17 protein-coding genes, 2 other RNA genes and 1 riboswitch are annotated in these 15093 nt (G+C 32.8%); of the genes, 18 read left to right on the top strand and 1 reads right to left on the bottom strand.

Features of this window, described 5'->3' with window-relative positions; translation table 11 throughout:
• The first annotated feature begins 1 nt into the window (after position 1).
• The 4 genes from ILT06_RS08555 (at position 2) to ssrS (ILT06_RS08540) (ending at position 1614) form a co-directional block, all read left to right on the top strand.
• Positions 2 to 274, top strand: coding sequence for a YpbS family protein (locus ILT06_RS08555; protein WP_000451806.1), 273 nt, complete (start codon positions 2 to 4; stop codon positions 272 to 274).
• A gap of 2 nt (positions 275 to 276) precedes the next feature.
• Entirely contained in the window at positions 277 to 1110 is an 834-nt protein-coding gene (locus tag ILT06_RS08550; RefSeq protein ID WP_064476590.1) for a sulfurtransferase, read from the top strand.
• 116 nt (positions 1111 to 1226) lie between these two features.
• A non-coding RNA gene (gene ssrS / locus ILT06_RS08545) (6S RNA) lies at positions 1227 to 1409 on the top strand.
• Positions 1410 to 1430: 21 nt separating this feature from the next.
• A non-coding RNA gene (ssrS, locus tag ILT06_RS08540) (6S RNA) lies at positions 1431 to 1614 on the top strand.
• 54 nt (positions 1615 to 1668) lie between these two features.
• Here ssrS (ILT06_RS08540) and ILT06_RS08535 read toward each other — a convergent pair.
• Complete coding sequence (locus tag ILT06_RS08535; RefSeq protein WP_222655016.1) at positions 1669 to 2118, bottom strand: hypothetical protein; 450 nt, start codon at positions 2116 to 2118, stop codon at positions 1669 to 1671.
• An 83-nt stretch (positions 2119 to 2201) separates the two neighbouring features.
• Between ILT06_RS08535 and ILT06_RS08530 the strand changes: the two genes are divergently transcribed.
• The 14 genes from ILT06_RS08530 (at position 2202) to ILT06_RS08465 (ending at position 15032) form a co-directional block, all read left to right on the top strand.
• Positions 2202 to 2513 carry a hypothetical protein gene (locus ILT06_RS08530; protein WP_064476589.1) on the top strand — a complete coding sequence of 104 codons (312 nt, stop codon included), beginning with the start codon at positions 2202 to 2204 and terminating at the stop codon, positions 2511 to 2513.
• Positions 2514 to 2516: 3 nt separating this feature from the next.
• Positions 2517 to 3752 carry a glutathionylspermidine synthase family protein gene (locus ILT06_RS08525; protein ID WP_064476588.1) on the top strand — a complete coding sequence of 412 codons (1236 nt, stop codon included), beginning with the start codon at positions 2517 to 2519 and terminating at the stop codon, positions 3750 to 3752.
• The gene (locus tag ILT06_RS08520) at positions 3749 to 4135 is read left to right on the top strand and encodes a DUF350 domain-containing protein (RefSeq protein ID WP_000606860.1); all 387 of its coding nucleotides are present in this window, start codon (positions 3749 to 3751) and stop codon (positions 4133 to 4135) included. Before ILT06_RS08525 ends, ILT06_RS08520 begins: the two co-directional genes overlap by 4 nt.
• Before the next feature lie 125 nt (positions 4136 to 4260).
• Positions 4261 to 4426: riboswitch (M-box (ykoK) riboswitch) on the top strand.
• A 342-nt stretch (positions 4427 to 4768) separates the two neighbouring features.
• Positions 4769 to 5494 carry a P-type ATPase actuator domain-containing protein gene (locus ILT06_RS08515; protein ID WP_000964966.1) on the top strand — a complete coding sequence of 242 codons (726 nt, stop codon included), beginning with the start codon at positions 4769 to 4771 and terminating at the stop codon, positions 5492 to 5494.
• A 131-nt stretch (positions 5495 to 5625) separates the two neighbouring features.
• On the top strand, positions 5626 to 6492 hold the full coding sequence (locus ILT06_RS08510) for a 5'-3' exonuclease (RefSeq protein WP_222655015.1): 867 nt from the start codon (positions 5626 to 5628) through the stop codon (positions 6490 to 6492).
• Between the two features lie 360 nt (positions 6493 to 6852).
• Complete coding sequence (locus ILT06_RS08505; protein ID WP_046955196.1) at positions 6853 to 6993, top strand: FbpB family small basic protein; 141 nt, start codon at positions 6853 to 6855, stop codon at positions 6991 to 6993.
• A 324-nt stretch (positions 6994 to 7317) separates the two neighbouring features.
• Positions 7318 to 8511 carry an acyltransferase family protein gene (locus ILT06_RS08500; RefSeq protein WP_064476585.1) on the top strand — a complete coding sequence of 398 codons (1194 nt, stop codon included), beginning with the start codon at positions 7318 to 7320 and terminating at the stop codon, positions 8509 to 8511.
• Positions 8512 to 9255, top strand: a complete 744-nt coding sequence (locus ILT06_RS08495; RefSeq protein WP_064476584.1) for a YveK family protein — start codon at positions 8512 to 8514, stop codon at positions 9253 to 9255. It abuts the gene before it with no gap.
• Positions 9242 to 9862, top strand: coding sequence for a CpsD/CapB family tyrosine-protein kinase (locus ILT06_RS08490; protein WP_064476583.1), 621 nt, complete (start codon positions 9242 to 9244; stop codon positions 9860 to 9862). Before ILT06_RS08495 ends, ILT06_RS08490 begins: the two co-directional genes overlap by 14 nt.
• An 18-nt stretch (positions 9863 to 9880) precedes the next feature.
• On the top strand, positions 9881 to 10519 hold the full coding sequence (locus ILT06_RS08485; RefSeq protein ID WP_064476582.1) for a sugar transferase: 639 nt from the start codon (positions 9881 to 9883) through the stop codon (positions 10517 to 10519).
• A 37-nt stretch (positions 10520 to 10556) separates the two neighbouring features.
• Entirely contained in the window at positions 10557 to 11993 is a 1437-nt protein-coding gene (locus tag ILT06_RS08480; protein ID WP_222655014.1) for an oligosaccharide flippase family protein, read from the top strand.
• Positions 11994 to 11996: 3 nt separating this feature from the next.
• A complete protein-coding gene (locus ILT06_RS08475) occupies positions 11997 to 13211 on the top strand; it encodes an O-antigen ligase family protein (protein ID WP_064476580.1) in 1215 nt (404 codons plus the stop codon).
• Complete coding sequence (locus ILT06_RS08470; protein ID WP_088048417.1) at positions 13186 to 13983, top strand: glycosyltransferase family 2 protein; 798 nt, start codon at positions 13186 to 13188, stop codon at positions 13981 to 13983. Before ILT06_RS08475 ends, ILT06_RS08470 begins: the two co-directional genes overlap by 26 nt.
• A complete protein-coding gene (locus ILT06_RS08465) occupies positions 13980 to 15032 on the top strand; it encodes a glycosyltransferase family 4 protein (protein ID WP_064476578.1) in 1053 nt (350 codons plus the stop codon). Before ILT06_RS08470 ends, ILT06_RS08465 begins: the two co-directional genes overlap by 4 nt.
• Positions 15033 to 15093 lie beyond the last annotated feature (61 nt).

Genomic DNA, 15093 nt, shown 5'->3' with positions numbered 1-15093 from the left:
GATGGAAGTACATAAAGCAATTACAGCACATTCTCGTAAACAAAATGAAAGTGTAAAAGCATGTTTACAATTAGATGCGCAGCGTGAAGCAGCTATTGAAGCAGCCGTATCTCTTGCGTCAAAGGGGAAAGAATTTTCGGTTGATATCATTAATGTTGTAACAAAGCAAATTAATGATCTTGCAAAAAATGGTGTTACACTGCAACGTAAATTTGTTACGGAAGAAATGGTTATGGAGTATGTAAGTCGTTTGCAAGAGAAAGAAGGTCGTTAAAGATGATAGTTACAGTCGAATGGTTACGTGAGCATATAGAGGATGAGAATGTCCGTATAATCGATTGTCGTTTTGATTTAGCGAATCCTAATTGGGGTAGAGAAAAGTATGAGGAAGAACATATTCTTCATGCGTTATATTTTGATTTAAATTTAGATTTATCAAGTCCTGTAACAGAACATGGTGGTCGCCATCCATTGCCGAATATTGAGGAGTTTGCAGACAAGCTTTCACAAGCTGGTATTGGTGAACATACGACAGTAATTGCATATGACAGTCAAGCGGGTGCAAATGCTTCTCGTCTCTGGTGGTTATTAAACTATGTAGGACATGAGAAAGTATATATATTAGATGGTGGATTTCCAGCTTGGAAAGAGAATGGACTACCGATAACAAAGGAAATTCCTGTTGCTATACGAAAAACATTCAAAGCAAATGTACAAGATCATATGCTTGTAACGATGGAAACGGTGAGAGAGAATATTCATGCAGGTGCAGATGTTACGTTAATTGATTCTAGAGAGCCAAAACGTTATGCTGGTGTAGAGGAACTAGTTGATCCAAAAGCAGGACATATTCCGACAGCAGTAAACTATTTTTGGAAGGATGGAATTGTACAATCAGGACAATTTAAGAATGAAGCTGGGCAACAAGAACGATTCCGAAATCTTTTGAAAGATAAGGAAACAATTGTATATTGTGGTTCTGGTGTTACAGCATGTCCAAATATCCTTGCATTGAAATTAGCTGGATTCCAAAATGTTAAATTGTATGCAGGTAGCTGGAGTGATTGGATTTCTTATCCAGAAAATCAAATTGCAAAAGAAGAAGATTAATCACTTGCATGCAAAAATAATTTGTATTAAAATAAGGTCACAAGCAAGAAATTGCTCGAAAAACTTTGTATTTTACACATTGGAAACAATGTGATAATATAACGACAAGTAAATAATACATCCTGCGGTGTACGTAACTTATTTATGTCTAAAACCGATGTTAGTTATACGGAAGCTCAATATTTAGCGACCATCATCAAGCCTTCCTTGTGGAGGAAGATGTACGGTAACTGTGAGGGCATCCACCTGCGAGTAGCGGGTTTTTGGACATTTACGAGGAGCGGCACGTGCGGGGGTCTTATTTCAACTAACATTATATAAAATTCCTACGGTGTACGTAGCTTATGCATGTCTTAAACCAATAAGTTTAATATGGAAGTTCAATATTTAAATGTAGCTAACAAGCCGTCTTTTTAAGAAGGAAGTTACAAACATTTGTGAGAGCATCCACCTGTGAGAGCAGGTTTATGGACATCTAGAGAGAACGGCATATGTGGGGCTATATAAAAACCTTACGTTTTATACGTAAGGTTTTTTTGTTGCATAAATATATTTGTTTTATCTGGATTCACCTGTGAAGTTTCCATAATAAATATAGCACCTTCTATCTTCATCAATCTCTCTTGAATCTAAAGCGAACTCCATATGCATGCCGTCGTGCTGAATATATATAAGGTCTGAATGAAGAGATGGCAAAATTTCTTCATAGTTCCATACATCTTTCCGATCTATTATGCTAGAACTCGTTTCACTTAGTTCTCTAACCTCAAAACCGATGTGAGAGTATGTAGGATCTGAAGGGTCATTTGCAAACTCTTCTTTTTGAATATATATAACTGCTGTTCCGTCTGGATCTACTGAAGTTGCAGTAACAACATATGTCTTGTTATCTTTTATAAAATATTCACACGTCATGCGTGCGATGATTTCAGAATTAGAAATATTTGCGTAGTTCCATAAAGCAGGATACCTTTTCGTTTCATCATTAAGTCGATATTCTAAGCGCATTTTATCCCTCTTCTTCCTTTTTCTTCTACTTTATCATGCTATCTTATATAATAGGAATAGAATTTAAAAAGGGGAGTGCGAAGGTGACGAAAACGAAATGGCTAGTAGGTGGTGTCGTAACGTCTTTAATGACTGGCACCTTATTTGGCTGCGAGCAAGATCTTCCCCCAAAACCGAATGATAATAGTTGTTCAGATTGGGATTGGGATGATGAACTTGGGGTATGGCAGTGTGATGATAGTAGGTCAGGTTATCGTGGGCATTATTTTTATGGTGGGAGTTACTATCAAAATAAATCCACTTTTAAAAATTCATCGGCGTTTAAATCTTATCAATCGTCTGCGGAATTTAAAGGTGGAATTGGAAGCGGTTCAAAGGGAGGATTTGGGGGCTAACATATGTCGCAATACATAAGGGATCGAAAAGAATTTTACTCGAAATATCCGAATTTTTGGTCGGATTTATATGAATGTGAGTATAGTTTGTTTCATGTTTTTTTTATAACAAATCAGACTATGAAACAATTGCAATTAGCAACTGAACGAATGGGGAAAATATTTTTTAAGACTGCTAAACTTTTGCGGAATTTAAGTGACGAACAGCTTCTTGAACTTGGGTATCCTCCTGCAAGCTTATCGTTTATTAGAATGAAAGGATTATATCCTGAATCTGTTATTTCACGATTTGATTTCGTTTTAACAAATGATAACCAAATTAAAATGCTTGAGTTTAATAGTGATACACCAACTTTTATTATGGAATGCTTTCAAATGAATGGAAAAGTTTGTGGAAAACTAGGCTATGATGATCCAAACTTGGGTCAAGAACGATTACTATCTTCTGGTGTTACAAAGGCTGTAATGGAAGCGACAAAGGGAATAGATAACCCAAATGTTGTTTTTACAGCACATCATGAACATATTGAGGATTGGAATACGACTATGTATTTGAGTCAGTTATGCCATGTTGAAAATAAAGTAGTGCCAATGTCAGAACTTAGAATTACAAAAGATGCTTTAGTGGATAGGGATGGAGTACAGATTGATATTTTATATCGCCAAACATATCCGATAGAAGATTTAATTGAGGATCAAGATCCTGAAACAGGAGACTTCGTAGGTGTGGAACTGTTGCAACTTGTAAAAGCCGGAAAGCTTTTTATAATAAATCCTTTGTCAGCATTTTTGCTTCAGCCAAAATCAATTCAGTGTCTTATTTGGGGGTTAGCAGAAGAAAAGGCCTTTTATACAAATGAGGAACAACAGTGGATTAAAGAATATATGTTACCTACATATTTAGAACCAGATTTATTTTTAGGAAAAGGCTCTTTCGTTCAAAAACCTTCATTTGGTAGAGAAGGAGACACAATTACCGTTCGCGATAAGGACGAAAATATTATGATTCAAAATGCACACCAAACGTATAAAGCGTCACTGCCGATATTTCAAAAGTATACAGAACTTCCAGTCGTATCTTTGGAAACTGAGAAAGGGATGGAGAAACTGTCGTATGTGTTTGGTTCGTTTTTAATTGCTGGAAAAGCGAGTAGTATCGGTATTCGCGCTGGGGAAAAAATTACGGGGAATGAATCGTACTATTTACCGGTAGGTATAAAAAAGGAGGAAAGTATATGATTAATTTTTTATTATATTTAGCAGTAACACTGGGCCTTTTATGCATTGGTCTGTTTCTCATGGAAGTGACAACGAAAGTAAAAGAATTTAAGTTAATGGCCCAAGGAAATAAGGCGGTAAGCTATGTACTTGGAGGACGATTACTTGGGTTAGCTATTGTTTTATATTCGACAGCAGCTAATTCCATTTCACTTCTTGATATGGTTTCATGGGGAGCTGTTGGGATTTTGGCTCAAATTATCGTCTTTTATTTAGCTGAGTGGCTTACACCACGCTTTAATATAAATAAAAGTCTTGAAGAAGATAACCAAGCAGTCGGTCTTTTTCTTATGTTTTTATCACTTTCCATTGGGATTGTAATTGCTGGTTGTATAACTTATTAAAAACTTTACGTTTAAACGTGAAGTTTTTTATTTTATATACGTTAGTTCGCCATACATTTCGAAAAAATTGTAGGCTACTGTTGACATCTATTTTAAATAAGAGTAACATTTTCTATGTAATAAAAATAAGTCTCTGTTAGGTGAGGCTCCTGTATAGAGAAATGCTACTGCCCAAAAATGTCGAGAGACGCCAATGGGTCAACAGGAATGATCGAATTAAGGTTTTTCTTAACGTAGCTGGTAATGTACCTATGCTATACAGTGCTAAAACTCGGCGAGGGAGAGGTCCGTAGATTTCTAATTGTTTAGGAATCGTTTATTTGTGTATGTCATGACCTTTACTCTTTTCGGAGTAAGGGTCTTTTTGTTACAAAGCTATGAGTAAATTCATAGTATAAACTATAAAATTAAACGAGGAGGTGAGGAGCATGTCAAATTCTGACTCGGTTCCGTTACCCATATACTTCAAATCAAAAATATATGATGTAGGCAGGAAACGACTTGTTCCTCCCTCTATATTTATCATAATGTAGCGTTTATATGCATGTTTAAGCGCTAGACACTGTTACGGTAAAGTGGATAAATTGAGAAACAAAGCGTTTCTTCCTATGTTGTACAGGAGGAGACGATAATATGTTATATGCAAACAAAACTGTGGGTAACACGTCATATAAATTAAGTAAAAAATCAATGAAAGAACAAACAATGCTTCAAAAAAATAAAGATTTATTAATTGAAATCGCAACGAGAGATGTAAAATCTGTATTTGCGTATTTTAAAACAACAAGAGACGGATTATCTATGAAAGAGGCACAAAAACGCATTCAAGTATACGGCCGAAACGAATTAATTTCAAAAAGAGCGCGTATTGCGGAAGTAATGATGAAGCTAAGTGGAATGATTCCAGGTTTTTCAAAACAACATGTGCGTGATGGATTACAATGTGAGAAAATTACTGTGTCTCGAGTAGAATGTTCTAGTGTAACTGGTTTAAACGGTGAATTAAAAATGATGAATGTGCCAGTACAAGAGCTTGTTCCTGGGGATATGATTTTTCTTTCAGAAGGTGATACAGTACCGGCAGATGTACGTATCATTTACGCGAATGATTTATTAGTAAATGAATCCGTGCTAACAGGAAAAGATGCAAGTATTGAGAAATTTGAAAGTTGCTATCACCTTGAGCGTAAACGATTTATTCCTTTAAAACGAATGAAAGACTATAATCCACTTGAACTTGAAAACGTATGTTTCAAAGGGACTCATATTGTTGGCGGAAATGCAAAGGCTGTAGTTGTTTCGACTGGGAAAAATACGTATACAGGAATTCTTCATACTTGTTGTAGTAGAACGTCTTAATGTGTAAATGATGCTAAATATACAAAAACAATGTATAATAGACAAAGTTGAAAAAACGTAGAATGGTAATCTATTTATATAACCTTACGTGATGACGTGGGGTTATTATTTTTTTTGGTAGGAGAGGGATTATGAAAAAAGTATTATTAGTTGATGGTATGGCACTATTATTTCGTGCTTTTTACGCAACAAGTGTCTACGGACAATTTATGAAAAGACAAGATGGTACCCCTACAAACGGGATTCATGGTTATATGAAACATTTATTAACAGCTATGCAAGCAATTGAACCGACACATATCGTAACATGCTGGGATATGGGTAGTACGACATTTAGAACAGAATCGTTCTCGAATTATAAAGCGAATCGTGTAGCACCACCTGAAGAATTAATTCCGCAATTTGATTTAGTTCAAGAAATGACTGCGAAATTGTCTATTCCAGTTATCGGTATGAAAGGGTATGAAGCGGATGATTGTATTGGTACGCTTGCAAAACAATACTGTAATGAAGCGGAAGTTTATATTTTAACAGGTGATACGGATTTACTTCAGCTTGTTGATAAGAACGTTACAGTTATGCTCTTGCGCAAAGGAATTGGAAATTACGAATATTACACACCAGAGAAAATCATGGAAGAAAAAGGCGTAGAGCCGTGGCAAATCGTGCATGCGAAAGCGTTTATGGGAGATACGAGTGATAACTATCCAGGTGTAAAAGGTATCGGCGAAAAGACAGCGTATAAACTTATTCAAGAGCATGGAACAGTAGCAACCGTACTAGAAAATGTAGCAAAATTAACGAAAGCGCAGCGCACAAAGATTGAAAGTGATTTAGAGAACTTAAATATTTCATTACAATTGGCACAAATTCACTGTGAAGTTCCAATTTCATGTTCACTAGAAGAAGGATTACACACAATGGATGAAGAAAAACTTAGATTCGTTTGTGAAGAAATGAATTGGGGAAGACCTGAAATATTAATCAATATGCTATAAATAGTTTTGAAAGAAGGATGTTATATAAGTCAAACTTTGACTTATACAACATCCCTCTTTTTGTTTTTACGAACAGTATCGTAGTAAATAAAATTATATCGAACTCAAATTTAAATATATAAATGTTTCGACAAAATATATGGATAGAAGTTGATGACAATAGCAACTTTTATAATGAAATGAAGCAATTTCAAAATGGTTTTAGGATGATCGCATTTTTGCATGTTCACAAAGTTGTCAGAAAATAAACGGAATTTTCATATGAAGTTCAAATAGAATTCACAACAATCAATTATTATAAGGGCACACAGATAATTCCTTATCTTTTATATAAACCATCCCCCAAGGAGGACAATGAAAATGAGAAAAAAAGTGAGAAAATCTTTTAAACAATTATTAATTGAAAATAAACAATCACTATTAAATAATAAAGAAAATATGAAAGAAATTGAAGAAAGAATTGAGAAACGACATGTAGCATATAGTGGTGCCAATAATTAAATAAAATAAAAAAGATAGCCTTTAAAGGCTATCTTTTTTTATATTGAAAAAACTCTATTCCTTTCTTTAATTTTGTAACTATGCAAGATATTTTTATAGTGTTTTTCTGTCAATATTATTCATTTTTCGAGGTTGTAATTGGTATATATCAATTTTTAAGATTTACTATTCATAATATTACAAAAAATGTTACAATACATTCAAAATTACGCTATAAAATCATTTTAATATGAAAAATTGGAATGAAAAGAAAGGAGAGGAATATGAATAATGGTGTCGCTTTGAAATGATTATTATCATTTCAGTAGGAGTTGATGTAAAACGATGGATAGGTATGAAGAACTGGATTCTATACGAGGAATTTCTTCATTGATAGTAATGATTGGCCATCATTTAATGGTTTTTTCAGTATTTCAAAATTACAGTTATGAAGATAATAAACCATTTGTTATTTATCTATTAAAAGAAACACCTGCTCGTCTAATTTTTAGTAGTGGTAACGAATCTGTTATTATTTTTTTTGTTTTGAGTGGATTTGTTTTGTATAGATCCATTCAAAAAAACTACGATAGCTATGGATCATTCCTTTTAAAGCGTATATCTAGAATCTATATTCCATATATCGTAGCAATAATTATAGCTATTTTATGCCAGACTACAATGAGTAAATATGGTATTTCTAATTTAAGTGAATGGTTTAATCGCTCATGGACGATTGAAAGTTCTTTAAGCTTAATAGCGCAACATATTTTATTGATTGGGAAATATAATACAGATGCATATAACGGCGTAATTTGGTCACTTGTTCATGAAATGCGAATATCAATAATTTTCCCGTTAGTTTTGATGGTTTGTTTACGAAAAACGTTGAGGTATTCATTATTGTCATTGTTTAGTTTTAGTATATGTTCTGTCGTGATTTTATTTTTATTTCACTCAAGTTTAACATTAACTAGTTATGCATTAACTCTGCATTACACAGTGCTGTTTTTACTAGGAGCACTAGTTGCGAAATATAAAAATAATTTAATAGTTTTTTATAGTAATCGTACTAAAAATGAGAAAATTGCATGGTTTTTATTTGCGGTTTTACTTTATATGTATGAAGGGCTTGTTGGAGAAATTAATTTGCTTAATAATTTTATATTTCGAGACTACGTAGTAGCGATAAGTGCATGTTTATTTGTCATATTAAGCTTGTCAGTAGCAACTTTGTCATCCTTGCTACGTAATAAATACTTGTTATATTTGGGGAAGATTTCTTACAGTCTTTATTTATACCACATCATATCTTTATTTTCCCTAGTGTATATGCTTCATGAAATATTTCCGTTACCTATTGTTTTAATGTTATCGCTCATTCTTTCGTTTATACTAGCAATTATTTCTTATTTGTTTGTAGAAAAATTCGCATTCAGGATCGGAAGGTATATAACAAAGCAATCGAATTTAGAAAAGAAAAGACTATCTGTAGAAAGTGAGTTACAGGATGTCATTCAAACAAAGGCGGTGAAATAATTGAAGCAAGAAATTAGTATGAAGGATTTTCAGCAGCTCTTGAAAAGAAGAGTAGTAACAATTATTTTGACGATGTGTTGTGTAACAGTTTCTTTAATTCTTATTTCTATGTATGTATTAAAGCCTTCGTATCAATATTCAACGCAAATTCTCGTTGGGAATTTAGATGGGTTTAATAAGGAAAATGCGGTGAATAAAACACAGGAAAATAAGCAACTTGTAACGTCGTATGTTGATATATTAAAAAGTCCACTCATTATTTCAACGGTTAAAAAAAATTTAAAATTAGAGCAATCAATTTATGAATTAGCACAAAAAATTTCAGTGGTGAATATGGACAACTCTCAAATCGTTACTGTTACAGTAAAAGATTCAGATCCTACAATCGTCAAAGAAATTGTAAAGTCATTGGCAGAACAATCTCAAAAAAGCTTTCAACAGTATACGAATGTACAGGGGATAAAAATATTAACTGACCCTGAGTTACAGGAAAAAGCTGAAAAGTTGTTTCCGAAATTGCAACTTATCATTCCTATCTCTTTAATTGTTAGCTTTTTTGTTGGGATAGGTTTAGCTGTATTTCGAGATTATTTTGATGAGCGTATATACGTGGAACAAGATTTAGAGAAAATAACAACAGTATCTGTTATTGGTCACATAAATATGAAACCGAATAGAAAAAAGAAATCTACAGAAGTTGATGCGCAATCATCTATATATCGAGGTGAACATGTCGATGTTTAAGACAAAGAAAAAGCTGCCATTTAATCCGCATGATGCTCTAATGAAAGAGCAGTTTTATACGGTGTATCACGAGTTGAAAAAATCGGGGAAACAAGTGTTCACAGTTACTTCAACGAAGGATAGAGGTGTTGTCGCGTCGCTTATAGTAAATCTAGGGCTAGTGTTTGCAGAGATGAAAAAAAAGGTGTTACTTATCGATGTGAATTTTTCTGATCCTAAACTACATCTACTATTACAAAGCAATTATACGAAAACAGTGAACGATATAATAAACGATTCCCCTTGTAGTTATGAATCTTTTTCTAGTAATTTATCTAAATACTTATATTGTATTCCTGCCCAAAAAACAGTACACACCGGAACGCCTTTAGTTGCTACGGATGAATTTGATCATGTAATTGCGAAGTGGAAAGAAGATTTTGATTATATTTTCTTGTATTCCTCTGAAGTATTTGAGCTTCCTGCTACGCACATGATTGCAGGGAAATGCGATGGAGTGGTCTTAGCAGTCAAAAAGAGAAAAGATTCCCTACGTACGGTGCAAAAAGTGATAGTAAATATAAAGAGGAAAGAATGTGAATTAATAGGTATAGTTTTATATTCTTGAATGTGGGGGTAACGATCTATGATTCGTGAAACAAATCAAGCCAAGTTGTATACGATTCCGGCTCAAGAAAAGACCAGTATTTTGAATCGAAGTATGAAACGCTTGTTTGATATTATATTTTCACTCATATTGTTACTATTAACGCTACCAATTATGTTGTTCTTTTGTATTATGATTGCTTTCGAAACAGCAGGAGCTCCAATTTATTTTCAAGAACGTTTAGGGATTAATGGAAGGAAATTTAATGTATTTAAATTAAGGTCGATGGTAAAAGATGCTGAAATAAATGGACCACAATGGGCAAATGAAAATGATCCAAGAATTACTAAAGTTGGATCGTTTATAAGGAAAACGAGAATTGATGAGTTACCGCAACTTTTAAATATTTTAAAAGGTGATATGTCTTTTGTCGGACCAAGACCAGAGAGAGAGTATTTTTATAAACAATTTGATACGTATATCCCAGAATTCAAGGATCGTTTAATAGTGAAGCCAGGGTTAACAGGATGGGCACAAATAAATGGAGGATATAATCTTGATCCGAAAGAAAAGTTGAAATTGGATATGGAGTATATTGAAATGAAAACGATTAAGATGGACATTCGGATTTTATGTAAAACCGTTTTAATAGTATTGAACGGTAATGGTGCAAGATAAATATATGTAAGTAGGTTGCTTGCAAAGGAGAGCAGGTATGGGTAGATCTATTTTAAATAATATTATCCATCTATTTTATAGCACGATTTTAGCTAATCTTCTTCAGGCTGTGAGTTTAATTGCTTTAGCAAATTTTTTTAATGTACAAAATTATGGGATGTTTAGTGTTGCTATAGCAGTGACGTTTGTTATGTTATTTTTTACAGATTTAGGACTTACGAATACGTTTTTTCGAGAAGGCGCAAAAGATGGAGTAGACTTAGAGACGATTTTATCGTCGTATATAAAAGTAAGGATGATTTTACTTATTTTTATTTCTATAATCGGCTATATTGCTATTCATTATATGTATGCGGATAGAAATTTAATTTACATGATGATAAACGTAATGTTTTTCATGTTAATAGGATTAACTTGGCAAAATATAGGGATTGCCTACTTTCAGCTGACGGAGCGTATGAAGTATATAGCGCTTATTAAAGTTGTATCAGCAGCAGTTGTCATTATCATTACATGTTTTTGTATTTTTGGAGAGTTACCAGTTTATATAACTGCGCGTTTATATGGATTTGGTTATATCATTGGTGGTGTATTCAGCATATATGTAATGAAAAGAAAGACGAGTATGAATATGAAAGTCGTAATTCATAAAGCGTTGTTTTGGCAAGTGACGCCTTTTATTATTAGTGGTTTTTTAATAATGAGTACGCCACAATTAGCACCTATCTTACTTAACTATACATTGCCATTAAGTATGGTAGGTGTTTTCGCGGTGGCTTATCGGATGCCAGCAGCTTTATATCAAGTACCAGGGGTGATTGCAGGGGCATTTTATCCAGTGCTCTTTAAGCATTATAATCAGAATAATTTAGAAGAGCATACGAAATTAAACTTACTTCAAATAAAATCAATGGCGATTGTGGGAATATGTATGACGATAAGTTTATATCATTTAGCGCCATACTTTATTTCTATATTTTTTCATGAGGAATGGAGAAATGCAGTAGAGCCACTCCAAATATTATCATTTCTCATTGTGCTGCAAAGTTTAAATATTGCTATAGCTGACGGCTTAACAACGAGTGGACGTCAAAATAAAAGAACGGTTGTGCAATGTATAGCATTAGTGATAGGTGGGATTATGCTTTATAGCTTTAGTAGTATTGGTGGAGTGATAGGAGCGGCTTACGCTATGGTTTTATTTGAAATTGTGGCTTTAGTTGGGTATATAGCGGTAAGTGTAGTGAAGAAAAAAATTGTATTCCAAATTGTAATACCGTATACAATTTATTTTGGCGTAACTTTTATTGGAGTGCAATATATATTGCATACATATCATTTCATTGCGCTCGTTTTGAATACGTTAATCGTAGTAGTTGGTATATTCCTATATGATTACGAGTTGAAAAAACTTCTTCTTTCGTTTATAAGAAAAACACGCAAAAAGGATTATATTACGAAACAGGGGATATAGCCTATGGAAAATAATATAAAGATATCGATGAAATGGATTATGCTCTTAATATTATTTGTCATGTTAAGTAAATACAACATATATATTGGATTTTCGCTGAAGATATATATGATTTTTTTAGTTATATATTTTTGTTTAACAGTTAAAAACTTTCATATTCAAAAGCTATATTTTCATGAAGTTGTATTTTTGCTATTTTATTTCATCTATTGTTACAGTGGAATTCTTTCTATATATTTACATGCTAGTATTCGTATGATTCTTGGTGTGCTACTTGTTTTAGGGTGTTATTTTATAATGAGAAATTTATTAGGAAATGTTGAAATAGCAACACTTGAATCATCTATTGTTTATGTAGGATTCATATTTAATGTTGTAAGCCTAATACTGTATATAGTCGGTTTACAGCACTTTGGATTGTACGGTGGAGAAGAGAGAGAAATTTTTGCTGGACTATTAGTTGATAGAGGGTATCCAAGATTAATTGGTTTGCTAGATGATCCTAACATTTTTATTTTTTATAATACAATATTTTTTATGTATTATATGACAAACCTACATAATATGACGAACATTTTAGGATTGATTTTATGTGTTACGACAAGTTTATTAACTTTTTCAAGGGGAGGAATATTGGCACTTGTGCTTGTCGTTTTTGTATATGTATGTACATCTAGTTTTGCAAAAAAAATAAAAATAATAATGAGTTTACTATTGTTTGGTGTAGTGATTTTTAGTTTATCGAATAGTGTAATGGGTGGCCAATTGGATGACATATTGAATAAACGAATTTCTGATTTTTCGCATGATAATGGAAGTGGTAGATTTACATTATGGGAAGCTGCTTTTAAATATTATTTATCCAATCCATATATCGGAATCGGTGCATTTAATTTTTCGAATTATTATGAGTTTCAATTTAATGAAAAGTTATATGTACACAATACATTTTTAGAAATTTTGTCTGAATCGGGTACAATTGGTTTTCTGTTATATAGCGCTTTTTTATTCATATTAATGTTCAAGTTAACGCAGTATACTTTGTTTCGTGAAAAACCGTATCTTTTATTGACTATGATTGCATTTTTATTTCAGATGATGTCATTGTCACTCATTATTAACGAAGCGTTCTTTTTATTTTTAGCAATGGTTGTGAAGTACATTTCAATATATGAAGGAAGGGGAAAGGTAGATGGTAAAATGTCTATCAGCACATAATAAGGCGCCTCATGTTTCTGTAATAACACCTTCTTATAATAGTATATTTATAGGTGAGACGATTTTATCTGTACAGAATCAATCATATGAAGAGTGGGAAATGATTATCGTTGATGACGCTTCAACTGACCAATCTCTTGCAAAAATTAAAGAGATAATAGAAGGGGACTCGCGTATTAGATTATTATCATTAAAAGAAAATGTTGGTGCTGCTAAAGCTCGGAATATAGCGATTGAAGAGGCGAGAGGAAGGTATATTGCCTTTTTAGATAGCGATGATATATGGTTGCCACATAAATTGAAGACGCAATTGTTATTTATGGAAGAAATGAATGCGGCTTTTTCATATGCATCGTATAGCTTAATCGATGAAAACAGTAATGAACTAAATCGAGAAGTGAACGTACCAAAATTTGTTGACTATCATCGTTTGGCAGGAAATACAATTATCGGTTGTTTAACAGTAATGATTGATCGTGAAAAAATTCCGCATATTGAAATGCCTAGTGTACAGCCAGAAGATACAGCGTTATGGCTGAACTTATTAGATGAAGGACATGAAGCCAAAGGAATACAGCAAGTGTTAGCGAAGTATAGAATTGTAGCAAATTCTGTTTCGAGAAATAAAATTAAAGCGGCTTTTCGATATTGGAAATTATTAAGGGAACAAAAACGACTGAATGCAGTGCAAATCTTTTACTATTTTAGTAAGTATGCTTTTCATGCCTATAGAAAAAATAAAATCAATGTAGTTGGGAAGACGCAATTATGAATATACTGTTGATGACAGATAAATTGATAACTGGAGGAGCCGAGAGTTATTTTTGTAAATTGGAAAGCAATTTGCGTGATGAGAAATTTACGGTTTATACAGCTGCAGGTGATGGAGAACTATATGAGTCTCTTACTAGAAAAGAAAATTTCATGTTACTTAGTCGATGGAATCATTTGAGAAATATTCATTACTTACGAAAAGAAATTTGTAAACGAAAGATAGAACTTATTCATGCAAATAGTTTTCGAATGGTATTATATTCCTTTTTAATTCAAAAGTTCATGAAAAAAAAGATAAAAGTCGTATATACGAAACATAATGTAACGATATTAGAAAAGAAAATGCCAACTTTTTTTCGTTATTTTATAAATAAATATGTGAATAATATTATTACAGTAAGTGAGTTTGAAAAGAATAATTTAATTTCAATGCATGTAGCAGAAGAGAAAATAAAGACAATTTATAACGGTGTGGATATTGAAAAGTTTTTATTCCAGCAGAAAAAGAAAGAATCTATTTATAAAATAGGGATATTAGCTAGACTATCCAAGGAGAAAAACCATCAGTTATTTGTAAAAATTGCAAATGTGTTGAAAAAAAGAGATGACTTTTTGTTTTATATTGCTGGTGATGGACCAGAGAAAGAATCTATTATGAAAGAAATAGAAAAGTATGGATTGCAGCAAAGTGTAAAGATGTTAGGGAATATTTCAGAGCCGCATAGGTTTATAGGAAATATGGATGCCCTACTTTTATTATCTTTTCGTGAAGTGTTTCCAATGGTAGTAATTGAAGCAATGGCTACAGGAACACCGATTGTTTCAATAGATGTTGGTGGAATAAATGAAGCGGTAATAGATGGGGAATCAGGTGTTTTGTTATCTGAATATTGCGAATCAGTATTTGCAAGTGCGCTTGAGGAACTACAAGGAAATGAGAAAAAGGTGAATGGTATTAGACTGAAAGCACGAGAGAAAGCAGAGAGATATTTCTCATTAACTAAAATGATAGAAGAAACGAAAAGTATATATGAATTAAACAAATGACCGTGCAAGTCGTTTGTTTTTTTTATTATAGAAACTTTTAAGAGAAAACTCACATATTATA

This window comes from Bacillus sp. 17RED48, from assembly GCF_019837545.1.
Taxonomy (GTDB): Bacteria; Bacillota; Bacilli; order Bacillales; family Bacillaceae_G; genus Bacillus_A; species Bacillus_A wiedmannii.
The sequence above is the reverse complement of the archived record's forward strand: the minus strand, read 5'-3'. Positions and strand labels throughout refer to the sequence as shown.